Here is a 22,683-nt window from a genome sequence, read left to right as displayed (position 1 = left end):
ATCCGTTTTGGCGCACACTATAGCCAAACATTCAAGCAAAGGATGGACTTATATGCGGGTATGGTTGGCCATTTGTCTCGTGATAACCGCAGTGTTGGGGGCGCCTTTCCAGACAGCGGCGGAGGCGAAGCCGCTCGTGATTGTGAACAAAGCGATCAATAAGCTCGCGCTCGTCCGCGACGGCCGCATCGAAGCCGTTTATCCGGTGGCGACCGGGGTCAATACCGATTTGACGCCGGAAGGAATGTTTACGGTGACGGTGAAGGCGAAACACCCGTATTATCGGAAAAAGAACATCCCGGGCGGGGCGCCGAACAATCCGCTCGGCACAAGGTGGATCGGCTTTAACGCGCGCGGGACGGACGGGCGCACGTACGGCATTCATGGCACGAACAACCCGGCGTCGATTGGCGGCTACGTTTCGCAAGGCTGTGTGCGCATGCACAACCGCGATGTCGAGCAGCTGTATGAACGGGTGCCCATCGGCGCCAACGTGCTCATTCTCCGCAGCAACGAATCGTTTTACGCCATTGCCAAACGGTACGGCGCTGTCCAATGAAAAACGCAAGCTTCCGGTTTCGGAGCTTGCGTTTTTTACGCCGGATCGCGCTTAAAACCACATGCTGATGCCGGCGAGGAGCGTCGTCAGCAGCATGCAAATGAGCATCAAGTAAACCACGAATTTTTGCGTTTTGCGCGACAACGGTCCGTCCTCCTTCCGTCCGCTGTTCTACGTTTATTGTAACGGCAAACAGCAGGGCGGACAAGGAAAAAAGCAGGATGAGAGATGAAACGGACCGCTCCATGGCTTGACCGTTGCGCAGACAAAGAAAAACAAAAAAAGCAGGATTTTTTGTCGAAACGGCGAATAATAAAATGTTGGCCTCATCATTTTGCAGCAAAGGAGACCAAGACGATGCAGGTGAAAAAAGTGGACCATATCGGCATTGCCGTCCGCTCGATCGAGAAAGCGCTTCCGTTTTATACAGATGTGCTCGGCCTGCCGTTTCTCGGCATCGAGGAAGTCGAGTCGGAGCAGGTGAAAGTGGCGTTTTTGCAGGCTGGAGAGGCGAAAATTGAACTTCTTGAGCCGCTGTCGCCAGAGAGCGCGGTGGCGAAATTTATCGAGAAGCGCGGCGAAGGGATTCATCATGTGGCGCTTGGGGTTGAAGACATCACCGAGCGCATCCGTGAGCTGAAGGAGCATGGCATCCGCATGATTCAAGATGCGCCAAAACGCGGCGCCGGCGGGGCGTGGGTGGCCTTCATGCACCCGAAATCGACCGGCGGCGTGTTGTACGAACTTTGTGAACGGACGAACCGAACGGAGGGACACCAATGAGCGACATGTACGATAAAATCAACGAACTGTATGACCGCCGGCGTGAGATTGAACTGGGCGGCGGCGATGAGAAAATCGAACAGCAGCACGCGAAAGGGAAGCTGACGGCGCGCGAGCGGATTGACTTGCTTTTGGATGAAGGAACGTTTGTCGAGCTCAATCCGTTCATCGAGCACCGCTGCACCGATTTTGGACTTGGCGAAAAGAAGGGGCCGGGCGATGGGGTCGTCACCGGCTACGGGAAGATCAATGGACGCACCGTATTTGTGTTCTCGCAAGATTTCACCGTCTTCGGCGGGGCGCTTGGGGAAATGCACGCGAAAAAAATCACGAACATCATGGATTTGGCGGCGAAAACCGGGGCGCCGGTCATCGGCTTGAACGATTCGGGCGGCGCCCGCATTCAAGAAGGGGTCTTGTCGCTTGACGGGTACGGGCACATTTTTTACCGCAACGCCATTTATTCCGGCGTCATCCCGCAAATTTCCGTCATTATGGGGCCGTGCGCCGGCGGGGCCGTCTATTCGCCGGCCATCACGGATTTTGTGTTCATGGTCGAAAAAACGAGCCAAATGTTCATCACCGGTCCGAAAGTGATTGAAGCGGTGACCGGGGAGAAAATCAGCGCCGAAGATTTAGGCGGCGCCCGCGTGCACAACACGATCAGCGGCAACGCTCATTTTGCGGCGGCGAATGAAGAGGAAGCGCTCGCCGAGGTGCGGCGGCTGCTTGGCTATTTGCCGTCAAACAATAACGAAAAGCCGCCGTTTGGCCCGATTCCGGACGGGGACGACTACCGCCCCGATTTGGCCGATGTCGTGCCGATTGACGCCGTCCGCCCGTACGATGTGCGCCACGTCATCGCCCACGTCGTCGATGACGGATCGTTTCTGGAAGTGCAAAAAGATTTCGCCAAAAACATCGTGATCGGCTTTGCCCGCATCAAAGGCGAAGTGGTGGGGCTTGTGTGCAACCAGCCGAAGTTTATGGCCGGCGGGCTTGACATTGATTCGTCCGACAAGGCGGCGCGTTTTATCCGTTTTTGCGATTCGTTCAACATCCCGATCATTACGTTTGAGGACGTCACCGGCTTTTTCCCGGGCGTCAAGCAGGAGCACGGCGGCATCATCCGCCATGGGGCGAAAATTTTGTACGCCTACTCGGAAGCAACGGTGCCGAAAATTACGGTCATTTTGCGGAAAGCGTACGGCGGCGCGTACGTCGCCTTAAACAGCAAATCGATCGGCGCCGATGTCGTCTATGCGTGGCCGAACGCCGAAGTGGCCGTCATGGGGCCGCAAGGGGCGGCGAACATCATTTTCGCGAGCGAAATTGAAAAAAGTCCGAATCCGGAAGAAACGCGGGCGCAAAAAATTGCCGAATACCGCGAGAAATTCGCCAATCCGTATGTCGCCGCCAAATACGGCATGATCGATGACGTCATCGACCCGCGCGATACGAGAATCAAGCTCATTCAGGCGCTCGAGATGCTTCGAAACAAGCACGAGGAGCGGCCGAAGAAAAAGCATGGCAATATTCCGCTGTAAACGATGGAAGGCGTCCGGTCAATCTCGGGCGTCTTTTATGTTTTGGGTTTGATATGGTATAATATGGTTAAAAAAGGGGAGAGGAAAATGAATTTTTTCAACGACCCAAACAGCAGAGTGAAGTTGATTCCATTGATTATTGCCGTCATTGGATTGTGGCTCCTTTTAAATAGCCCTAAATTAGGAAGTGATTCTGTTTCATCATGGGTTCGATCCGTAGGCGGCTCGGCCGGTTCGCAAGAATACTTGCAAATGTTAAAAGGGTATATCAATGCCTATCAAATGGTAGGGGGCATTTTCTTATTGACAGGGTTATTTTCTCTTTTTAAAAGAAAATGACAATAGAAGATGACAAAGAAAGATTAGCATGAGACATCCGCAACCTTTCCTGAACGAAGGTGCTTTGCTGCGCTTTTCATGATTTCAGCATTTGTCTGAAGTCATGAAAAAACTGAATTCCACTCATCATTCGTTTACTCAAGCTGTTTCGGCGTCTAGTTTGGTGTTTGGCGGAAACTTCCGGTATACTGGAAGAGGAATCTATACATAGGAGGACGAAACAGATGGTAAACGAGCAGCGTCTTGTCGACGAATTTTTGGAACTCGTGCAAATCGATTCAGAAACGAAGCATGAAGGGGAAATCGCCAACGTGCTCAAACAAAAGTTTGAAGCGCTCGGCCTTGAGGTGATCGAAGACGATGCCGCCGCGAAAACGGGACATGGGGCGGGCAACTTGATTTGCACGCTCGCGGCGACGAAAGACGGGGTGGATCCGATTTATTTCACGTCGCATATGGATACGGTCGTGCCGGGCAAAGGCGTGAAGCCATCGATTCAAGACGGCTATGTCGTCACCGACGGGACGACGATTTTAGGCGCGGATGATAAAGCGGGCTTGGCGGCGATGTTGGAAGCGATTCGGGTGTTGAAAGAGCAAAACATCCCGCACGGCGTGATCCAGTTTATCATCACCGTCGGAGAAGAGTCGGGGCTTGTCGGGGCGAAGGCGCTCGATCCGTCGCTCATCCAAGCGAAATACGGCTATGCCTTGGACAGCGACGGCAAAGTCGGCAACATCGTCGTCGCCGCCCCGACGCAGGCGAAGCTGAAAGTGGTTGTGCACGGCAAAACCGCTCATGCCGGTGTGGCGCCTGAAAAAGGGGTGTCCGCCATTACGATTGCGGCGAAAGCGATCGCGAAAATGCCGCTCGGCCGCATCGACGAGGAAACAACGGCCAACATCGGCCGCTTTGAAGGCGGCACGCAAACGAACATCGTCTGCGACCGCGTCGATATTTTAGCGGAAGCCCGCTCGCTTGTCCCAGAAAAAATGGAAGCGCAAGTGGCGAAAATGAAAGAGGCGTTTGAAACGGTCGCCGTGGAAATGGGCGGCCGCGCCGATGTCGAAGTGGAAGTGATGTACCCTGGCTTTAAGTTCAGCGACGGCGACCATGTCGTGGAAATCGCCAAACGGGCGGCGGCGAAAATCGGCCGGCCGTGCAAGCTCGAGCGAAGCGGCGGCGGCAGCGATGCCAATATCATTGCCGGCTTCGGCATTCCGACGGTCAACCTCGCTGTCGGCTATGAAGAGATCCATACGACGAACGAGCGGATGCCGATTGAAGAGTTGGTCAAACTGACGGAAATGGTCATCGCCATTGTCGAAGAAGTCGCCAATGCCGAGTGAGCATCCCGAGGCTGGATGCTCTTTTTCTCGAGCGGAGAACATTCGCGCTGAAAATAGGATGAAAGCTGCCGATAAAAAAAGCAAAGGCAAGATGTTGAAGAAGAGAGGGCTGGGGAATGGACAAATACGTCATCTTTCGCGTTGAGCGGGAACAGTACGCCGTTTCGATCGCGTATGTCGTCTCGATTGAAAAAATGACAGAGCCGACCGCGGTGCCCCATATGCCGGACTATATGGCCGGCGTCGTGCGCATCCGCGGCGAGCTTGTGCCGGTGCTTGATATGCGGGAATTGTTGTACGGAAGAGCGATTGAGGAAACGGATCAGACACGCCTCATTGTCGCCGCTGTGGATGGCTTGTCGGTGGCGTTTATCGTCGATGAGGCCAAAGAGATCGCCGATATTGAGCCTCAGGCCATTAAACCGCTTCAACTGATGTCCGCGGAGCGGACGCCGTATGTAGTCGGGATGGCGGCGCAAGCCGACCGGCTGTTGACCGTGCTTGACCCGCGCGTCTTGTTTGCCCATTTGGACGAGGCAGAGGAGATTCGCGAGCAGGTGGCCGCTGCCCAAGCCGCTGTCCGGGCAGGAGAGACGGTATAGGTGTTTGCCTATACCGTTTTTTCTTCCGCGCATATCCTAATCATGGAAATGAACTTCAACTCATGAAGAGGAGGCGCATTCCATGGTTCGACCGTTTGGCCCGTATCCGGGCGGCTTTTATCCGCCGTACTTTGGCGGCTACGGCCACTATCCGTATGGCTACTATCCTTATTGGCACGGGGGCTACGGCGGCTATCACCATTTTCCATACGGGATGTATGATGGCCACTATCCGTTTTCCCCATACAGCTTCCCGCACTATGGAGGCTACTAAGCATGAGGGGCGTTGCGCCCCTTTCATTTTCAATATGAAAATGGCAAACAAATCCGTCGTGCAGACTCGTTCATAAATCGGTTTAGAAAAACTTGCAGGCAAGCGTAAACGTATGGTATGTTGTTTGATGAACAAACCAAAACGGAAAGGGACGTTGAATCATGGCGAAACAGCAAATCGGCGTCATCGGACTGGCGGTCATGGGGAAAAACTTGGCGTTGAACATTGAAAGCAAAGGCTATTCAGTGGCGGTATACAACCGTTCGCGCGAAAAAACGGACGAGTTTTTGCAGGAAGCGAAAGGAAAAAACATTGTCGGTACATACAGCATCGAAGAATTCGTCAACGCCTTGGAAAAACCGCGGAAAATTTTGCTGATGGTCAAAGCCGGAGCGCCGACGGACGCGACGATCGAACAGCTGAAGCCGCATTTGGAGAAAGGCGATATTGTAATTGACGGCGGCAATACGTATTTTAAGGATACGCAACGCCGCAATAAAGAACTCGCTGAACTCGGCATTCACTTTATCGGCACAGGGGTCTCCGGCGGTGAGGAAGGGGCGCTGAAAGGCCCGTCGATCATGCCGGGTGGGCAAAAAGAAGCGCATGAGCTCGTGCGCCCGATTTTTGAAGCCATCGCTGCGAAAGTCGACGGCGAGCCGTGCACGACGTACATCGGTCCGGACGGCGCGGGGCATTATGTCAAAATGGTGCATAACGGCATTGAATACGGCGACATGCAGCTGATCGCTGAAGCGTACTTCCTGCTCAAACATGTGCTCGGCATGGATGCTGCAGAGCTGCACGAAGTGTTTGCCGACTGGAACAAAGGCGAATTGAACAGCTACTTGATTGAAATTACGGCCGACATTTTCACGAAAATCGATGAAGAAACAGGCAAGCCGCTTGTTGATGTCATTTTGGACAAAGCTGGGCAAAAAGGGACGGGCAAATGGACGAGCCAAAACGCCCTCGATTTGGGCGTGCCGCTGCCGATCATCACGGAATCGGTGTTCGCCCGTTTCATCTCGGCGATGAAAGACGAGCGCGTGAAAGCAAGCAAAGTGCTGGCAGGCCCAGCGGTGAAGCCGTTTGAAGGCGACCGCGGCCACTTCATCGAAGCCGTGCGCCGCGCGCTTTATATGAGCAAAATTTGCTCGTACGCCCAAGGATTTGCGCAAATGAAGGCGGCTTCTGAGGAATACAACTGGAACTTGCGCTATGGCGACATCGCCATGATCTTCCGCGGCGGCTGCATCATCCGCGCGCAATTTTTGCAAAAAATTAAAGAGGCGTACGACCGCGATCCGGCGCTTTCGAACTTGCTCTTGGATCCGTATTTCAAAGACATTGTCGAACGCTACCAAGACGCGCTCCGCGAAATCGTCGCCACCGCGGCGATGCGCGGCATTCCAGTGCCAGGATTCGCAAGCGCCCTCGCCTATTACGACAGCTACCGCACCGCGGTGCTCCCAGCCAACTTAATCCAAGCGCAGCGCGACTACTTCGGCGCCCACACGTACGAACGCGTCGACAAAGAAGGCATTTTCCATACGGAATGGTTGAAATAAGCGAAAAACCCTTAGAGCCGAAGGCGGTTCTAAGGGTTTTTTGGTGCTTGATGAAACGAAAGCTTCCCCAAGTGCGGCTTGCAAGCAGAAAACTCTTCCATCACACGGCCGAAATCGCGGATGCCGCAAACGTCGTACGACCATTGTTCCAAACGTGCTTTGATTTCTTGAAACAACGTCACATCATCTTCAATGAGCAAAATGTTCAATTTTGCCTCACCCCACTTGTTTCTATTGGGAGTTCCGTTTTCATTATATTTGTTTCACCGTTCGGGGGAAAGGAGGTTCAAAAGGGAAAGCATGAAAATGCATTACACAGCAAAGCGATGGCCGCTGTTCGTGATCGGCGGCAGTTGGTGCATGCGGCCGAACAGGGGGCGTATGGCAAAAAGAGCTTGAAGTGATGATCAACGGTGGGCTATCATGGATATTGAGGATGGATAAGGAATGGTCAAATGTCGGTGCTCGATTGTTTGAGCTATGCTATGCGCAAGGAATGTATAAGGAAGGAATTAGAAATCATTGTTTGACGGGGGATTGGAATGGGAACAACATTTAGGAAAGGTTTTTTATTTTGTCTCTTCTTGTTTATCTGTCTTTTCCATGTGTTTCCTTCCGCTAAAGCGGAAGCGGCCGGACCGCGTACGCAACAGCTTCCTGGGCGCGTGCTCGATTGGGTCATGGATGATCAAAATGGGTATATTTATGCGCTCACGGAAAAGGGGATGTTATTATTTATTGAAGCGAGCACATTGTCGATCAAAAAGCAGGAACCCGTTTCTCTGCGGGCATACAGCGCTTTATGGCGGAAATATGCCCAGCGGTCGGTCACTCTTCTTTTGCGGGACGGGAAGCTGTATGTGCCGTCTGAAACATCGATAGACGTTTTTGACGTCAAAACAAAACGGCTGATTCAACGAGCCCCGTATAACGGATTGCCGTTTGGCCTATTAGGCAACAAAATCGTAACTTTCGGAAAGCAGTACGGGCGCGGGAAGACGACGTATGAGATGTACATGTGGGATTTGGCGGCGAAACGCCAAACAAGCCGGCTGATTGCTGATCCTAACTTTTTTTCCGTTTTTTCAGAGGAAAATACGTTGTTTTTCGATGAGAAGCGAGGTCTGGCCTGTTTATTGCAAAATAAAAATACAGAGTTCTGCAACGAAAAGTGCAGAGCTGAAGGCAAAGAAAAAAGGCTTGCCAGCCTCTAACATTTCCTCTACTGTGGAAGTTGTGAACACATAACCAAACAGTGGAGGAGCGAAAGGATGCTGGCAATGCCCGAAATTAATCGTATCAGAAAACTGCGTGAAAAGAAAGGGTTATCGATTGCGGAAATTTCCCGTGAAACGGGATATAACTGGAGAACGGTCAAGAAATACGCAGATGGAGACATTTCTGTCCAACCAACCATCAAACGCAAAAAGGGGATGATGGAGGAAGAAGGGTACGGGCAAATCATTGATGACTGGTTGGAGGAGGATGCCAAACTGCCGAGAAAACAACGGCGAACGAACAAGACGATGTTTGAAGCGCTTTGTCGTGACCATGGATTTCAAGGCTCGTATCGCACCGTTTGCGCGTACGTGCAAAAACGAAGACCGCAGCTCAAGCTCGAGAAAGAACAGCGCTATGAACGACTGGAGCACCCGCCAGGCGAGGCGCAGGTGGATTTCGGGAAGATGACGGTTGTGACGAAGGAGGGGAAGGAAGAAGAGCGATCGGTTTTGATCATGAGCTTTCCCTATAGCAACGCTGCGTTTGCTTATCCGCTGCCGGCGGAAAACAGTGAATGCTTCCTCCATGGGTTGACGCAGCTGTTTCGTCAGGCTGGGGGAGTGCCAAAGGCATTGCGCATTGACAATTTGTCCGCGGCCATTGTGTCGATTCGAAAAGGGGGAGAACGCCGATTCACCGAGGCTTTTGAGAAATTTCAACTCTACTATCGGTTTGATGTACAAGTGTGCAATCCATACAGTGGACATGAGAAAGGAAATGCGGAGCGAAAAGTCTATTACACTCGCAACCTTTGTTTCATCCCCGCTCCATTGATGGAGTCGGATCCGGAGCTGGTGGAGTGGCTGCATCGCAAGATGGTCGAGGACCGAAACCGTCCTCATTATGAAAAGGGGCGGTGGATCGAGGAACTATGGCAGGAAGAGCAACCGGAGCTGTTGGCGTTGCCGGAACAAGATCTTCCGATCTTCTCCCTCGATCACGCTTACGTGAATAAGTACGGAGAAGTGATGGTGGATGGGAAGGCGTTCGTCGTCCATGGCCTGTCCGTCCCCAACCGGGTGTTGGTGAAGAAAGAATGGAATCGTTTCGTTGTGTTCTCTTCCGATGGAGACGTCCATCTTGAAGCGCCCAGGCCGTATACGAACGTGAAACGCGAAATCCCTTGGAAAGAGATTTTCGCTGAGTGGGAGACCAAACCCCGGGTTGTCGGACATTCCCGCTACCGGACGTACTTGCCGGAGGCGATCCGAACGTATCTGGCTGGCCCCCCGCCCCAGGTGGTGGCCCGTTTGAAAGGACTGCGAGCGCTGTTGGATCGGCACACGCTTTACGAAATCGCCCAGTGGCTCGAGGAGAGTCAGCGATGGGACTTGGCTCCTCATGAAATCGGCGTGTTGATGGAAGCGAAGCACTCCTATTACCCGGACAAGTGGGAAGAATCATACACCCCTTCCGTTCTAATCGACTATGAAACGGATTTAACGGTGTATGATCAACGTCTTCATCCCGCTCGGGAAGGGGGTGTCCAGAGATGAGAGCAGAGGTGAAAGAGATTTGTAAAGCGCTGCATTTGGCCTATATCGCAGATCGATTCGAGGAGGTGAGATTCGAAACGAAAGAACAGTTTTTGCGGGATGTATTGGCGCTGGAACTGTCGTGCCGCCAAGAAGCGAAACAGGCTCGGCTGATCAAGAAAGCCAAGTTTCGGGAGTTGAAATGGCTGAAGGATTACGAATGGTCGGGTCATATCCATTGGCCAGCCACGACATCGAGGGAGGAACTGTGTGACCTTCGCTTTTTGGAGCGAAAGCAAAACGTTCTGCTTTTAGGTTCACCTGGAACGGGGAAAACCCATCTCGCCACAGCACTTGGCATTCAGGCGTGCCAACAAGGCCATGAGGTTCGGTTTTTCCGCGTCGCGGATCTTGTCGCCCAGCTGGAAGAGGCGTTGAAAAACGGCACGCTCGGACGGCTGAAACGAAGCCTCGACCCATGCGAACTGTTGATTTTGGATGAACTCGGCTATGTGCCGTTTCAAAAGCAAGGATCGGAACTGTTGTTTCATATTATCGCCGACTGTTACGAGCGAAAAAGCGTCATGGTGACATCGAATCTAGAATTTGGACAGTGGAATCGGGTGTTTGGGGACAACCGTTTGACGGCAGCGTTGGTGGATCGCTTGGTTCACCACGCCCACATCTTGGCCTTTACGGGAGAGAGCTATCGACTGCGGAACGCTCTCTCCGCGATCCAGCCGTCCTCTGCCTCCGGTCTGGAACCTTAAGTCTTGAGCTGGCAAGCCTATGTATTTTTTCTTGCACTTCTCTGCATTTTTTGCTTGCAAAAAACAGTCTGGCCTTCATCGGCCGCAATGTTTCCATTCCTGATTTAGCGGTATTGCGCCTGTCCGATTTGAAGGTGGTGAAGCGAGTTTCGTATCAAGGGCCGAGAGGTAGCGCTCCCACCCATCCGCTCATCGTTGACGGAAGCGATGTGTTTTTTGCGGGAAGGCGCATTGATGCCGGAAATATCAACATGGTGCACGACTGTTATAACGGCCCCGTTTTAGATGTTCAAGGGGCCTATGTGGTGACAAATAAGGCGGTGTATGACCGTTACACCTCTGCTAAGATAAACGCGCTTCCATTCCCGACGAACTATGCGTTGATGGATGCAAAGTACAATTTGTATTTGATCAAAGAAGGGGAAAATCGAATTTATAAATATCCATTGCCGGCCGATGAGAGCTATTATGTTCGATCGTCCCATTATGCTTTCACCAATGTCCCCATTTCCCATTTGGCTTATGATTCGTCGACCGGATGGTTGTATGTGTTGTCCGCCGAAGACAGCAAACTGTTTGTCATTCGCGCCAGCGACATGAAAATGGTGAAAGAAATTCATCCCGGACCGCAGCCGACGGATGTAAAAATTGATGGCGGCAAGGTGTATGTTGCGCTATCGGGAGCGACGAAAATGGCGATTTACGACGCCAAAACAATGCAGTTTCTTGGAACGGTGCCGCTGATCGCTGCTCCGCGTTCATTGGCGATCGGGGACGGGAAAATTTTCTTCACGGACAATAGCCGCACGTTGACGGGATCGATTGCCGTTTATGATATGAAGACGAAAAAACAATGGCGAATCCCAAAGGTATTCATCAATCCGTTGATTGGGTATGACGAAAAACAAAATGTATTGTATGTCGGACAGGAAGGAACATCGGATCATGATCTGTATGCGGTGCGGCTTTCCGATTGGCATGTTTCGCAACTATTGTCCTTCCCTGGAGGGGATGATGCCTTTTTTATGAACGGCGGGGAGATTTTTTACGGAAAGGCGCGCATCAATCCAGCCCAGCCCGGCGCATTGGTGGCCGCTGAATTTCCGGAGCCGCTGCGGGCGGCGAGCCGTCAATATATCATCACCAGCCGTGCCATTTATAACCGGGCAACAGGAACGAAAATCGCCGATTTGTCATCTGAAGCGTTGCTCGCAACGGCTGGAGATGATGGAATGATCTTCACGTATCGAAAAGTGGCTACGAACCATTATTTGATTAAGCAAAAACTGTCTCAGTGAACTACCCCCACTTAATTTTCTAGCGAAAATTTGAAGTGGGGGCTTCCAAAGAAGTTTGACTGCTTCAAGCAATCCTTATTCTTTGAGGCGTGTCCACTTCGCCGCTAGAGCATAAGACACTCAGGTCTACAGCTTTACTTTTCTTTAAGATGTTTAATGCGCCATTGACATCAGCATTAATTAGTTTGCCAGACTTTGTTCGATACAAGCCGCGCTTAATACGTTTGCCGCTGAACTTATATTCTTTTGGATTGTCGGCATTATATTCAGGAATCTCATCGCCGTCAAAAAAGCTGGCTTGAGACGTATATGATTCTTCCTGTTTCAAGAATTCAATGCCGTAAAATTCACAAAGATATTCTAGTTTTTCTTTTATGTTACCGAGAGGAATATTGACAAAGTTTTGATTTGTTTTTTTTCCTAGATTAATATTGCGTTGCCATGTTTCCGCATAGCCAATGACAAGTTTGCCAATTTGATTTTCAATACAGTAGTTAATGATGTAACGGCAAGTCTTGTTGATATAATCATTCACTTTATTATTGCGATTCATAGCAAGCAAAGCCTGTTTACGAGTGGTGCCTTTGATTTTTTGCTTATCTTTCATGCTTTGAAGTCTGGCATTTTCTTTGTTAAACCATTGATTTATACTTTTTAATCTCCGCCCATCAATGATGAATGATCTGCCGTCTGATGTGACACAAGTGGCAAAATTGTTTAATCCTAAATCAATTGCCAGTGCTTTTTGGTCATTTAATTCTCTTTGATCTTCAGGCATTTCATATTTGTACTGAATCTCAAAGAACCTGGCATGATGCTTAGGAATGATTTCAATCTGCTTAATCTTTTTGTCCAGTAACACAGGCGGAATCGTTATCGTGATAGGCTTGTGAGTCTTTTTAAATAGGCGAGAATACGGTATCGTGAATTTGTTGCCGTCTATACGAATCTGGCCAATGATCAGTGAATGAAAGCCATCTTTTTTAAGATATTTTGGAATACTGATAGCCTTGTGGTCATATTTTCCTTGTTTGGCAAGACTGATCAAACCAAAGAAAGATTTAAAGGCTTCATTGACCTTTTTTAAAATTTGCTGTGCCATGTTGCTGTTTAACAGCTTATAGTTTTCGTTAGTTTTTGCAAGATGATAGTTTTTCTCATAATTAAGAAATTCCTTGTGTTCAAAATAGTATTGTCTGACATTGTACAATCCGACGTTGTACATGTTCTTGGCAATATGGCACAGTTCTCGAAGAGTCAAGTATTCTTCTTTGGTCAAACCATTTAGCTGTTGTTTGATACAAAAATACATTTTTTCACCTCCCATCTAACTATATTATACTATATTTTACTGAATCTATCCTATTTTCAGCAAAATATAGTTAAGGCGATTCATCTCCCACTTACTCCGCTTCGCTTCGTTGAAGTGGGAGTCTTCTCGCCTAATTAAGATAAAATTGCCATTGCTGGGAGCGTTGGTTCTCCAAAGCGCATGAAACAGTTTTCACAACGTCTAGACGGGCTCGTACCTCCGCTCGTCTCGTTTTATAAAGAAGCAAATATGTCATCATGAGGATGATGCCCAAAGGTGAATTTTCCAAGGCGTTCAATCACTTAAACACGTCTGTTCACAGATAGGAGGGTCTTTCCATGTCACAACAGCGTAAATCGATCATCCCCGACGACTTTTTATGGGGCGGGGCGGTGACGTCGTTTCAGACGGAAGGGGCGTGGAACGAAGGCGGCAAAGGGCTGTCGATCGTTGATGCGCGCCCGATTCCAAAAGGGCATTCCGATTGGAAAGTGGCGGTCGATTTTTACCATCGCTACAAAGAAGACATCGCTTTGTTCAAGGAGCTCGGCTTTACCGCCTACCGGACGAGCATCGCTTGGACGCGCATTTTTCCGGACGGGGAAGGGGAGCCGAATGAAGCGGGCTTGGCGTTTTATGACGCCGTGTTTGATGAATTGAGAGCGAACGGCATCGAGCCGGTCATTACGCTGTACCATTTTGATTTGCCGCTGGCGTTGGCCAAGAAATACAACGGCTTTGCCTCGCGAAAGGTCGTCGACTTGTTTGAACGGTACGCGCGCACCGTATTTGCGCGTTACCGCGGGAAAGTGAACTATTGGCTGACGTTCAACGAACAAAATTTAGTGCTCGAACAGCCGCATTTATGGGGGGCGATTGGGCCGGAAGACGAAGACCCGGAAGCGTTTGCCTACCGCGTCTGTCATAACGTGTTTATCGCCCACGCGAAAGCGGTGAAGGCGCTGCGCGAAATCGCTCCCGAGGCGAAGATCGGCGGGATGGTGACGTATTTGACGACGTATCCGGCGACATGCCGGCCGGAAGACGCTTTGGCGAACGTGCAGGCGAAAGAGCTGTTCATTGATTTCTTCTTTGATGTGTTCGCCCGCGGCGCCTATCCGCGTTATGTGACCAACCGGCTTGAGAAAAAAGGAATCTGCCTGCCGCTCGAAGCGGGGGATGAGGAGTTGCTCCGTTCGCAGACGGTCGACTTTTTGTCGTTCAGCTACTATCAAAGCCAAATCGTCCGCCATCAGGAACAGGATGAGCGGATCATCAAAGGGCTTGAACCGAACCCGCACTTGCCAAAGACGAAATGGGGCTGGGCGATCGATCCGATCGGGTTGCGGATGGCCTTAAAAGACGTGTACGCCCGCTATCAGATGCCCATTTTCATCACCGAAAACGGGATCGGATTGGAAGAGGAGCTGAATGAGGACGGCACGGTCGAAGATGATGAGCGGATCGACTATTTGCGCCGCCATATCGAACAAATGAAGATGGCGATGGAAGAAGGCGTCGAGGTGATCGGTTATTTAATGTGGGGAGCAACCGACTTGTTAAGCTCGCAAGGGGAGATGCGCAAGCGCTACGGCGTCATTTTCGTCAACCGCGACGACGAGAACTTGCGCGATTTGAAGCGCTATAAGAAAAAAAGCTTCTACTGGTTCCAGCGCGTCATTCGCACGAACGGGGAAGAGCTGTAAACAGAGGCGGGGAAGCCCCCGCCATTTTACCAGTCTTTAGGGCGGCCATGGCGAATATTCAATTTGACATGATCAAACAGCCGGTCCCATCGGGGGACCGGCTGTTTTTACGGCTCGCGGTCCAACAGCAAGACGCGCGCCGGGGCGGCGTCGGTGCCGACGAGTTTGAGAGGGGCGGCGACCATGAAATAGCGGCCTTCGGGGACGTCTTTCAGCCGCAGCCCTTCGATGACGATGACACCGGCGCCAAACAGCGTTTTATGGGTCGGGTGGCCTTCTTGCGCCCGTTCGATGCCAAGGGCGTCGATGCCGACGCCGCGGATGTGTTTGTCGGCTAGATACCGGGCCGCGTCTTCGGCGACGAAAATAAACTCAAAGTTAAATGCATCATCAAAGGAGTTTTTCGTTTTAAACAGAACGAAGTCGCCTTTTTGAATGTCAAGATGCGCGATGTCGTCTTTCGTGATCCGGTCGTTGACATGCGTCAAATCGAACAGCTTGCACGGGCCGACGAGGTCGTCCAATGGAATCGTTTCAAACGTCGCCCCGCCTTCGACCATATGAAGAGGGGCGTCAATGTGCGTGCCGGTGTGCACGTCCATGTCAATGCGCGATTCGGTCACATAGCCGTTGGTGACGGTGGTGCGCTTCGGCTGTTTTTCCGGTTTGTTTTTATACACGGGCATGCCCTCGTAAATCGGGGCCGTGACGTCATACACTTTCATCGTTCATTCGCTCCTTTGCATGAGGGATAAAGGGGCAAGCGCCCTATGTTGGTTTGGCAAAGAGGACGAGATGGGCGCAACAGGCGGGCCCATCGCGTCTTTACGAACGCGGATGCTCGATCGGCCACCAGTGGAAGCCGTCTTGTTTGAGCAGCTCGTCCGCAGCCGCCGGGCCCATGGAGCCAGCCGCGTAGTTCGGAAAGTCGGAAGCTTTTGTGTTCGCCCACACCTCAGAAATTGGGTCGACAAATTGCCATGACGCTGCCACCTCGTCCCAATGGGTGAAGTTCGTCGCGTCGCCGCGCATGCAGTCGTACAACAGCTTTTCGTACGCTTCGGGCGTGTTGATGCCGTCGATGCAGTTGTTGCAATAGTCGAGTTGAAATGGAGCTGTTATGGTCGTCGATTCCCCGGTTTTTTTGCCGTTTAAATGAAGGGTGATCCCTTCGTCCGGCTGGATGTGGATGACGAGCAAGTTCGGGGCGATCGTCTCATTCGTCCGGTAATACAAGTTCATCGGTACATCTTTAAATTGGACGACGATTTTTGTCGATTTTTCCGCCATCCGTTTGCCGGTGCGGATGTAAAACGGCACGCCGGCCCAGCGGAAGTTGTCGATCAAAAGTTTTCCGGCGACGAACGTTTCCGTGTTCGAGTTCGGATCGACGTTCGGCTCTTCGCGGTACGCCGGCACGTGTTTGCCGTGGATGGTTCCGCGTCCGTATTGGCCGCGCACGAAATAGCGGTCGACTTCATCGTGCACAATCGGGCGCAAGGCGCGCAACACTTTCACTTTTTCATGGCGGATGTCATCAGTTGTTAGTTTGATCGGCGGCTCCATCGCCAACAGGGCGACCATTTGCAGCATATGGTTTTGCACCATGTCGCGCAGCGCCCCGGAATGGTCGTAGTAGCGGCCGCGGTCTTCGACGCCGAGCGTTTCGCTCGATGTGATTTGAATGTTGGCGATGAACCGGTTGTTCCAAAGCGGCTCGAAAATGGCGTTTGAAAAGCGGATGACCTCGATGTTTTGCACCATTTCTTTGCCGAGGTAATGGTCGATCCGGTAGATTTCCCGCTCGGAAAAGACGCGGCGAATCTCGTCATTCAGCTTCTCGGCGCTCGCCAAGTCATGCCCGAACGGCTTTTCGATGACGAGCCGCTTAAAGCCGTGCGTTTCCGTCAATCCTTCCGACTGCAAGCGGGAAGTAACGGTGCCGAAAAATTCCGGCGCCATCGCCAAATAAAAGATGCGGTTGCCTTCGGTCTTGTATGTGCCGTCGAGCTGTTCGAGGAGCGACTTTAAGCGCTGGTACGACTCGGCTTCCGTCACGTCGAACGGATGATAGTAGAAATGGGAGGTGAATCGGCCGTCGGCGAGCTTTTGGTGAAACGCCGTTTCGACCGAGTCGCGTACATAGTTCCGGAACTCATCGGCCGACAGCGGACGGCGCGCCACGCCGACGACGGCGAACTGGTCGTTTAGGTGCCCTTTTTCATACAGGCGGTAAAGGGAAGGAAACAGTTTCCGTTTCGCCAAATCTCCCGTCGCTCCGAAAATGACGATGATCGATTTCGGGTTCATGTTGTCCACCGTATGTACCTCGCTTTAACCAAATTTGTCTCTTCAATGAAACCATTGTAGAGGTTTGCCGGTCGGAACGCAAACACTTTGTTGCTTTCCGGCGGGAAAGCGTTTATGTTCATGAAAGAGCCGGGCGCCAACCCGGCGTTTTTGAGCGCAAAAGAAAGTTGAAAAGCCGTTTTGACATTGGTACGCTAACAACAGGCAATGTTGAGCGAGAAAAAGGAGTGAAGCGCGTTGGAACTGTTGTTTTTAGGCACGGGTGCCGGCGTGCCGGCCAAAGAGCGCAACGTATCGTCCGTCGCCCTGCAGCTGCTTGACGAGCGCGGGGCGACATGGCTGTTTGACTGCGGCGAAGCGACGCAGCATCAAATTTTGCATACCGCCATTCGCCCGCGCCGCATCGAGCATATTTTTATTACGCACTTGCATGGCGACCATTTGTTCGGATTGCCTGGACTGCTAGGCAGCCGTTCGTTTCAAAGCGGCGAGACGCCGCTTACGGTTTTCGGCCCAAAAGGCATTCGCTCGTTTGTCGAAACGGCCCTTGCCGTCAGCGGGACAAAGCTCCGGTATGAACTGAACATTGTGGAGATCGATGAGGGCGTCATTTTTGACGATGAACGGTTTTCCGTCATCGCCAAACGGCTCGATCACGGCATGCCGTCATACGGTTTCCGCGTCGTTGAAAAAGATTTGCCCGGCCCGCTCTTGGTCGAGCGATTGCAAGCACTCGGCGTCCGCCCCGGCCCGATTTATCAAGAAATTAAGCAAGGAAAAACGGTCGTGCTGGATGACGGCACGGTCATCGACGGGCGCGAATTTGTCGGGCCGCCGCAAAAGGGGAGAATCGTCGCCGTGTTGGGCGACACCCGTTTTTGCGAAGCGGCGATTGAACTCGCCCGCGATGCCGATGTCGTCGTCCACGAGGCGACGTTTGCCGCGGCGGAACAGCGGCTGGCCCATGACTATTTCCATTCCACGACCACAGACGCAGCCGAGGTGGCGAGGCGGGCCGGGGCGAAGCGGCTTATTTTGACCCATATCAGCTCTCGCTACCAAGGTGAGGCGGCGCTGCAGCTCGTCGCCGAGGCGCGCAGCGTGTTTCCGAACACCGAGCTCGCCGTTGATTTCGCCTCGTTTTCGATCCCGCGCGGTTAAAACCGCCAGCCGCGCTCATATTGGACGGGCGCCGAGATTTTTGCGCCCAGCTCTCTCGCCGCGGCGTATGGCCAATACGGGTTGCGCAGCAGCTCGCGCCCCAAAAAGACGAGATCGGCGCGGCCGTTTTGCAAAATTTCTTCCGCTTGCCAGCCGGACGTAATGAGGCCGACAGCGCCGGTCGGGATGTCTGCTTCACGGCGGATCAGTTCGGCAAATGGCACTTGGTAGCCGGGATAGACGTTCATGCGCGCCGGAACAATAGCGCCGGAGCTGACATCGACGAGGTCGACTCCTTGTTCTTTCATCCGCTTGGCGTATGGGACATAGTCTTTGGCCGTCAGCCCGTCCGGATGGTAGTCGGACGCCGAGATGCGGACAAAAAGCGGTCCGTCCCACACCTCGCGGACAGCGTCGATCACCTCGCCCAAGAAACGGTAACGGTTTTCCGGAGAGCCGCCGTACTCGTCTTGGCGCCGGTTGGAGAGCGGCGATAAAAATTCGTTAATGAGGTAGCCGTGGGCGGCATGGATTTCAATGACGTCAAAGCCGGCTTCCTTCGCGCGCCGTGCGCCGTTTTGGAACGCTTGCACCGTTTCTTCAATGTCGGCTTTCGTCATTTCTTTTGGCGTCGGCGACGAATCATCAAACGGGACGGCTGACGGAGCGATGATCTCTCCCGGCACTTGCGATTTTCTCCCCGCATGGGCAAGCTGGATGCCGATGGCCGCCCCATGCTCTTTCACAAGCCCAACGAGTTCGCGAAGCCCGGCGATATGGTCATCGCTCCAAATGCCTAAGTCGCGTTCAGAAATGCGACCTTGCGGCGTCACGCCGGTCGCTTCAACGATAATCAAGCCGACTTGGCCGACAGCGCGAGCCGGGTAGTGGATTTTATGCCACGTGCGTACGGCGCCGTCTTTCGTGTCGCACGAATACATGCACATCGGCGACATGACAATTCGGTTTTTCAGCGTCAGCCCGCGGATTGTATACGGCGAAAACAGCATCGTGTTCATGACAAGCAGCTCCTTTCTAGGCCAATGAATGGTTCATTACTGAATGATAGCACGCTGCTTATCAAAAACAAAATAAAACGGATTGTCGCCGTGTTCGGGCTAGGCGGGAAAAGGAGCGGCGCGCTCCGGAGGTCCGCTCTTTACGCTTCGGCGATGGCAGCGAGAAGAGCGCTGCCGAGCTCTTCGGAGCGGGCCGTCGCCCGGCGGATGCAGGCGATGACCGCTTCTTGGAACCGGTATTGCTCAAGCACGCCAATGCCGGCTTCGGTCGTGCCGCCTGGGCTCGTGACTTCACGGCGCAGGACGGATGGGTGCTTGTCGGACGCTTTTAGCATCTCGGCTGCGCCGATGATCGTTTGCAAAATGAGCCGTTTGGCGACATCTCGCTCAAGGCCGATGTCGGCCGCCGCTTTTTCCATCGCTTCGACCAAGTAATACACATACGCCGGACCGCTCCCGGACAGGCCGGTGACCGCATGCAAGTCCTTCTCCGGCACAACAGCGACGATGCCGACCGTTTCAAACAGCTGTTTGGCGACCTCAAGATGTTCTTTCGCGGCGAAGCGGCCGCCGGCGATCGCGGTCGCTGATAAGCCGACGGCGGCGGATGTGTTTGGCATGGCGCGCACGACAGGGATGTTGCGTCCGGCGAGCCGTTCGATCGTCTCGGTCGTGATGCCGGCGAGCAGTGAAAGAATGAGCTGATGGGCGCGGAGGGTCGGTGCGATGGCGTTCATCGCTTCGACGACGTCTTTCGGCTTCATCGCCAAAATGACGATATCCGCTTGTTTGACGGCTTCTTGCGCGCAACCCGCCGTGCAAACACCGTATTGGCGCGCCAGCTCCTCGAGCCGAGCGCGGTTTTGTCGGTTGGCGACGACAATGTGCGCCGGATGGCAAAACGCTTTCGTCATGCCGGCGATGAGCGCTTCCGCCATCGAGCCGGCGCCGATGAGCGCGATCGTTCGTTCGTTGTTCATCATTCCACTCCTCCTTGCCTTGGTGTATCCATCCAAAAGAAAAAGGTTTCCCGTCCTGCAAAAGGACGGAAAACCTTCGTTTCCGCGGTACCACCTTTTTTGGCCCGATTTGGCCCAAGCGCCAAACAGGCCCGACTCTGCCCCGATAACGCCGGGGAGGCGTTTAGGTTGGCCTAACAGCTCCTAGGGTAGGTTCAACCGCAAAGAGGGCCGCAAAGCCTTCCAGCCGCGGGCTTCGCTCTCTGGTGCCGTTTGCGGTTTACTGGCCCTGTTCATCGCCGGTTTGCCGTATCCGTGATGTTATTAGTCATTATGCCGCGGGACAGGCGCTGTTGTCAAGAGAGGAGAGCGAATTTTTTTGCAATTTCGTCGTGCGGAAGAAAAAGGCATGACAAATGGATGAAATCGGTGTAAACTGTAAAATAAAATATAATGAATAACTATTCATTTTGACTGATGAAACGGTTCGAACGGGATGGTTCATGAACTTGAGGAAAGAAGGGAACGCAATGAACGAGGAACGAGTGTATCGGATCACGGTGCCGACGCCGTTTCCGGTCGGCGATGTGCATATGTACGTGATCGCCGGCGATCGGTTGACGCTGGTCGATGCCGGAGTGAAAACAGAGGAAGCATGGCAGCTGTTTGTGAAGCAGCTTGGCGAGGTCGGTTATGCGCCAGAGGATATTGAACAAATCGTCATTACTCACCATCATCCGGATCATGTCGGCTTGCTTGATTATTTTCCGCATGCGCCGATCATCGGCCATCCGAAAGCGGATCCGTTTTTGCGCCGCGAACGTTCGTTTATGGAGCGGTACGTCCAATTTTTTCAGGAATTTTTTACGGAATGCGGCGTCGACCGCCGTTTGTTCAGTCAGCTGTCCAAAGAAGGCGGATCGCTTCGCTACGCAAGCCGGCGCGGGCTTGACATCATGGTGACGGAAGGGGACGCGGTGCCGGGGATGCCCGGGTGGCAGGTCATCGAAACGCCGGGGCATGCGCAAAGCCATATCGCCCTCTACCGCGAGGCGGACGGATTGCTGATCGGCGGCGATCATTTGCTTGTTCATATTTCCCCGAATCCAATGATGGAGCCGCCGGCGGAAGGAGAGACGGGACGGCCGAAACCGTTGTTGCAGTACAACGAGTCGCTGCAAAAAATGCTGCAATACGATATCGTTCGCTCGCTAAACGGCCATGGCGACGATGCGACCGATATTCCGGCGCTCGTTCGCGAGCGGCTGGGTAAGCAACGCCAGCGCGCCGAGCGGGTGCTCGAAATGGTGAAAGAACGCCCGCATACGGTGTTTGACGTTTGTCAAAAGCTGTTCCCGACCGCTTACGAACGCCAGCTCATGCTGACGATGTCAGAGACGATCGGCCAGCTTGATTATCTCGAGGCGAACGGGTATGTGACGAAAAAGCAAGAAGCCGGCCGATACGTCTACGAAGCGGTGGGGGTGTCGGTGTGCGGCTGAAGGGGCGCCATGTCGTCATTACCGGAGCGTCGGGAGGAATTGGCGAGCAAATCGCCTATGAAGCGGCGCGCCAAGGGGCGGTGCCGGTGCTCTTGGCGCGCAGTGAAGAAAGGCTGAAAGAAGCGAGCGCGCGGATCGAAGCGCAAACCGGTATTCGCGCCCCGTATGCATCGCTTGATGTCAGCGACCGCGGCATGATCGAGGCGGTTGTTTCCCAGCTCATTGCGGATCTTGGCGCGATCGATGTGTTGGTCAACAACGCCGGGTTTGGCGTCTTTCGCTATGTCGAGGACATCGACTTGGATGAAATGGAGAGGATGTTTGCCGTCAACGTCTTCGGCCTCATCGCCTGTACGAAGGCGGTGTATTCGCATATGAAAGAGAGAGGAAGCGGTCATATTATCAACATTGCGTCGCAAGCCGGCAAAATCGCGACGCCGAAGTCGAGCGTCTATTCCGCGACGAAACACGCGGTCGTTGGCTTTACCGACAGCCTCCGCCTCGAGGCGGGGCGCTTTGGCATTTTTGTCACGGCCGTCAATCCGGGGCCGGTGGAGACGAACTTTTTTTCGGCCGCTGATGAATCGGGAGAGTATGTGCGCAATGTCTCGCGTTGGATGTTAAGGCCGGAGGCGGTGGCGAAGCGCGTTGTTGCCGCGATGATGACGCCAACGCGCGAAGTGAACATGCCGCGTTGGATGGATCTCGGCAGCCGGCTGTACCGGCTCGCTCCGGGTCTTGTGGAAAAGGTGGCAAAGCGGGCGTTTTTCCAAAAGTAAGCGAGGGTGTCCCAAATATAAGGGGCACCCTTTCTGATCATCGTCTAGACGCGCGAAACGCCTTTCCTCTTCTTGAAGAAAGATGGC

At 53.0% G+C, this 22,683-nt stretch carries 22 protein-coding genes and 1 pseudogene; 16 read left to right on the top strand and 7 right to left on the bottom strand.

Features of this window, described 5'->3' with window-relative positions; genetic code table 11:
- Positions 1 to 52: 52 nt before the first annotated feature.
- Positions 53 to 559: a L,D-transpeptidase gene (locus tag GT3570_RS11205; RefSeq protein ID WP_023633510.1), complete on the top strand. Its 507-nt coding sequence runs from the start codon at positions 53 to 55 to the stop codon at positions 557 to 559.
- Between the two features lie 51 nt (positions 560 to 610).
- Here GT3570_RS11205 and prli42 read toward each other — a convergent pair whose 3' ends face one another.
- Positions 611 to 703 (bottom strand): stressosome-associated protein Prli42, encoded by a 93-nt coding sequence (gene prli42 / locus GT3570_RS18495; protein ID WP_012820630.1) that lies wholly within the window; start codon positions 701 to 703, stop codon positions 611 to 613.
- Positions 704 to 916: 213 nt separating this feature from the next.
- On the opposite strand from prli42, the gene mce reads away from it, so the two are divergent.
- The 7 genes from mce (at position 917) to gndA (ending at position 7,024) form a co-directional block, all read left to right on the top strand.
- Positions 917 to 1,342 carry a methylmalonyl-CoA epimerase gene (gene mce, locus GT3570_RS11200; protein WP_025038880.1) on the top strand — a complete coding sequence of 142 codons (426 nt, stop codon included), beginning with the start codon at positions 917 to 919 and terminating at the stop codon, positions 1,340 to 1,342.
- Entirely contained in the window at positions 1,339 to 2,889 is a 1,551-nt protein-coding gene (locus GT3570_RS11195; RefSeq protein ID WP_021322087.1) for an acyl-CoA carboxylase subunit beta, read from the top strand. The genes mce and GT3570_RS11195 overlap by 4 nt, the downstream gene beginning before the upstream one ends.
- Before the next feature lie 87 nt (positions 2,890 to 2,976).
- Positions 2,977 to 3,228 (top strand): hypothetical protein, encoded by a 252-nt coding sequence (locus tag GT3570_RS11190; RefSeq protein ID WP_011231830.1) that lies wholly within the window; start codon positions 2,977 to 2,979, stop codon positions 3,226 to 3,228.
- A 224-nt stretch (positions 3,229 to 3,452) separates the two neighbouring features.
- The gene (locus GT3570_RS11185; RefSeq protein ID WP_025038879.1) at positions 3,453 to 4,577 is read left to right on the top strand and encodes a tripeptidase T; all 1,125 of its coding nucleotides are present in this window, start codon (positions 3,453 to 3,455) and stop codon (positions 4,575 to 4,577) included.
- A gap of 116 nt (positions 4,578 to 4,693) precedes the next feature.
- Positions 4,694 to 5,179: a chemotaxis protein CheW gene (locus tag GT3570_RS11180; protein WP_062898765.1), complete on the top strand. Its 486-nt coding sequence runs from the start codon at positions 4,694 to 4,696 to the stop codon at positions 5,177 to 5,179.
- 82 nt (positions 5,180 to 5,261) lie between these two features.
- Positions 5,262 to 5,453 carry a hypothetical protein gene (locus GT3570_RS11175; RefSeq protein ID WP_062898764.1) on the top strand — a complete coding sequence of 64 codons (192 nt, stop codon included), beginning with the start codon at positions 5,262 to 5,264 and terminating at the stop codon, positions 5,451 to 5,453.
- 161 nt (positions 5,454 to 5,614) lie between these two features.
- On the top strand, positions 5,615 to 7,024 hold the full coding sequence (gene gndA / locus GT3570_RS11170) for an NADP-dependent phosphogluconate dehydrogenase (RefSeq protein WP_014196285.1): 1,410 nt from the start codon (positions 5,615 to 5,617) through the stop codon (positions 7,022 to 7,024).
- A 68-nt stretch (positions 7,025 to 7,092) separates the two neighbouring features.
- Here the strand turns inward: gndA and GT3570_RS19140 are convergent.
- A pseudogene (locus tag GT3570_RS19140) lies at positions 7,093 to 7,233 on the bottom strand (DNA-binding response regulator); the annotation flags it as partial.
- 333 nt (positions 7,234 to 7,566) lie between these two features.
- On the opposite strand from GT3570_RS19140, the gene GT3570_RS11160 reads away from it, so the two are divergent.
- The 4 genes from GT3570_RS11160 to GT3570_RS19135 all read left to right on the top strand — a co-directional run bounded on the left by GT3570_RS11160 (position 7,567) and on the right by GT3570_RS19135 (position 11,848).
- Positions 7,567 to 8,238 (top strand): hypothetical protein, encoded by a 672-nt coding sequence (locus tag GT3570_RS11160; protein WP_062898763.1) that lies wholly within the window; start codon positions 7,567 to 7,569, stop codon positions 8,236 to 8,238.
- A gap of 57 nt (positions 8,239 to 8,295) precedes the next feature.
- Positions 8,296 to 9,801 carry an IS21 family transposase gene (gene istA, locus GT3570_RS11155; protein ID WP_011230285.1) on the top strand — a complete coding sequence of 502 codons (1,506 nt, stop codon included), beginning with the start codon at positions 8,296 to 8,298 and terminating at the stop codon, positions 9,799 to 9,801.
- Positions 9,798 to 10,550, top strand: a complete 753-nt coding sequence (gene istB, locus GT3570_RS11150; protein WP_011230286.1) for an IS21-like element helper ATPase IstB — start codon at positions 9,798 to 9,800, stop codon at positions 10,548 to 10,550. The genes istA and istB overlap by 4 nt, the downstream gene beginning before the upstream one ends.
- A gap of 305 nt (positions 10,551 to 10,855) precedes the next feature.
- Positions 10,856 to 11,848 (top strand): YncE family protein, encoded by a 993-nt coding sequence (locus tag GT3570_RS19135; protein ID WP_318258036.1) that lies wholly within the window; start codon positions 10,856 to 10,858, stop codon positions 11,846 to 11,848.
- Positions 11,849 to 11,912: 64 nt separating this feature from the next.
- Here GT3570_RS19135 and GT3570_RS11140 read toward each other — a convergent pair whose 3' ends face one another.
- Positions 11,913 to 13,160: an RNA-guided endonuclease InsQ/TnpB family protein gene (locus GT3570_RS11140; RefSeq protein WP_062898762.1), complete on the bottom strand. Its 1,248-nt coding sequence runs from the start codon at positions 13,158 to 13,160 to the stop codon at positions 11,913 to 11,915.
- A gap of 338 nt (positions 13,161 to 13,498) precedes the next feature.
- Between GT3570_RS11140 and GT3570_RS11135 the strand changes: the two genes are divergently transcribed.
- Positions 13,499 to 14,866 (top strand): glycoside hydrolase family 1 protein, encoded by a 1,368-nt coding sequence (locus tag GT3570_RS11135; RefSeq protein ID WP_062898761.1) that lies wholly within the window; start codon positions 13,499 to 13,501, stop codon positions 14,864 to 14,866.
- A 107-nt stretch (positions 14,867 to 14,973) separates the two neighbouring features.
- Here the strand turns inward: GT3570_RS11135 and GT3570_RS11130 are convergent, their stop codons facing one another.
- Together GT3570_RS11130 and zwf are read right to left on the bottom strand one after the other, a co-directional pair.
- The gene (locus GT3570_RS11130) at positions 14,974 to 15,591 is read right to left on the bottom strand and encodes a cyclase family protein (protein ID WP_062898760.1); all 618 of its coding nucleotides are present in this window, start codon (positions 15,589 to 15,591) and stop codon (positions 14,974 to 14,976) included.
- A gap of 100 nt (positions 15,592 to 15,691) precedes the next feature.
- Positions 15,692 to 17,185, bottom strand: a complete 1,494-nt coding sequence (gene zwf / locus GT3570_RS11125) for a glucose-6-phosphate dehydrogenase (RefSeq protein ID WP_062898759.1) — start codon at positions 17,183 to 17,185, stop codon at positions 15,692 to 15,694.
- A gap of 228 nt (positions 17,186 to 17,413) precedes the next feature.
- Here zwf and rnz point away from each other — a divergent pair, with 228 nt between their 5' ends.
- Entirely contained in the window at positions 17,414 to 18,337 is a 924-nt protein-coding gene (rnz, locus tag GT3570_RS11120; RefSeq protein ID WP_062898758.1) for a ribonuclease Z, read from the top strand.
- Here rnz and namA read toward each other — a convergent pair.
- Positions 18,334 to 19,356, bottom strand: coding sequence for an NADPH dehydrogenase NamA (namA, locus tag GT3570_RS11115; protein WP_011231814.1), 1,023 nt, complete (start codon positions 19,354 to 19,356; stop codon positions 18,334 to 18,336). The genes rnz and namA overlap by 4 nt on opposite strands.
- A gap of 140 nt (positions 19,357 to 19,496) precedes the next feature.
- Entirely contained in the window at positions 19,497 to 20,336 is an 840-nt protein-coding gene (gene proI, locus GT3570_RS11110) for a pyrroline-5-carboxylate reductase ProI (RefSeq protein WP_013144820.1), read from the bottom strand.
- Between the two features lie 509 nt (positions 20,337 to 20,845).
- Here proI and GT3570_RS11105 point away from each other — a divergent pair.
- On the top strand, positions 20,846 to 21,817 hold the full coding sequence (locus tag GT3570_RS11105; protein ID WP_011231812.1) for an MBL fold metallo-hydrolase: 972 nt from the start codon (positions 20,846 to 20,848) through the stop codon (positions 21,815 to 21,817).
- Positions 21,808 to 22,596, top strand: a complete 789-nt coding sequence (locus tag GT3570_RS11100) for an SDR family NAD(P)-dependent oxidoreductase (protein ID WP_020278263.1) — start codon at positions 21,808 to 21,810, stop codon at positions 22,594 to 22,596. The genes GT3570_RS11105 and GT3570_RS11100 overlap by 10 nt, the downstream gene beginning before the upstream one ends.
- Positions 22,597 to 22,683: the final 87 nt, after the last annotated feature.

The organism is Geobacillus thermoleovorans (genome assembly GCF_001610955.1).
Lineage (GTDB): Bacteria > Bacillota > Bacilli > Bacillales > Anoxybacillaceae > Geobacillus > Geobacillus thermoleovorans.
This window is presented reverse-complemented; position numbering and strand designations above follow the sequence as displayed.

Excerpts from the sequence above, each read along its gene's own strand:
- GT3570_RS11205 (WP_023633510.1), top strand. The coding sequence starts at position 53 with ATGCGGGTATGGTTGGCCATTTGTCTCGTGATAACCGCAGTGTTGGGG.
- mce (WP_025038880.1), top strand. The coding sequence starts at position 917 with ATGCAGGTGAAAAAAGTGGACCATATCGGCATTGCCGTCCGCTCGATC.
- GT3570_RS11195 (WP_021322087.1), top strand. The coding sequence starts at position 1,339 with ATGAGCGACATGTACGATAAAATCAACGAACTGTATGACCGCCGGCGT.
- GT3570_RS11190 (WP_011231830.1), top strand. The coding sequence starts at position 2,977 with ATGAATTTTTTCAACGACCCAAACAGCAGAGTGAAGTTGATTCCATTG.
- GT3570_RS11185 (WP_025038879.1), top strand. The coding sequence starts at position 3,453 with ATGGTAAACGAGCAGCGTCTTGTCGACGAATTTTTGGAACTCGTGCAA.
- GT3570_RS11180 (WP_062898765.1), top strand. The coding sequence starts at position 4,694 with ATGGACAAATACGTCATCTTTCGCGTTGAGCGGGAACAGTACGCCGTT.
- GT3570_RS11175 (WP_062898764.1), top strand. The coding sequence starts at position 5,262 with ATGGTTCGACCGTTTGGCCCGTATCCGGGCGGCTTTTATCCGCCGTAC.
- gndA (WP_014196285.1), top strand. The coding sequence starts at position 5,615 with ATGGCGAAACAGCAAATCGGCGTCATCGGACTGGCGGTCATGGGGAAA.
- GT3570_RS11160 (WP_062898763.1), top strand. The coding sequence starts at position 7,567 with ATGGGAACAACATTTAGGAAAGGTTTTTTATTTTGTCTCTTCTTGTTT.
- istA (WP_011230285.1), top strand. The coding sequence starts at position 8,296 with ATGCTGGCAATGCCCGAAATTAATCGTATCAGAAAACTGCGTGAAAAG.
- istB (WP_011230286.1), top strand. The coding sequence starts at position 9,798 with ATGAGAGCAGAGGTGAAAGAGATTTGTAAAGCGCTGCATTTGGCCTAT.
- GT3570_RS11140 (WP_062898762.1), bottom strand. The coding sequence starts at position 13,160 with ATGTATTTTTGTATCAAACAACAGCTAAATGGTTTGACCAAAGAAGAA.
- GT3570_RS11135 (WP_062898761.1), top strand. The coding sequence starts at position 13,499 with ATGTCACAACAGCGTAAATCGATCATCCCCGACGACTTTTTATGGGGC.
- GT3570_RS11130 (WP_062898760.1), bottom strand. The coding sequence starts at position 15,591 with ATGAAAGTGTATGACGTCACGGCCCCGATTTACGAGGGCATGCCCGTG.
- namA (WP_011231814.1), bottom strand. The coding sequence starts at position 19,356 with ATGAACACGATGCTGTTTTCGCCGTATACAATCCGCGGGCTGACGCTG.
- proI (WP_013144820.1), bottom strand. The coding sequence starts at position 20,336 with ATGAACAACGAACGAACGATCGCGCTCATCGGCGCCGGCTCGATGGCG.
- GT3570_RS11105 (WP_011231812.1), top strand. The coding sequence starts at position 20,846 with ATGAACGAGGAACGAGTGTATCGGATCACGGTGCCGACGCCGTTTCCG.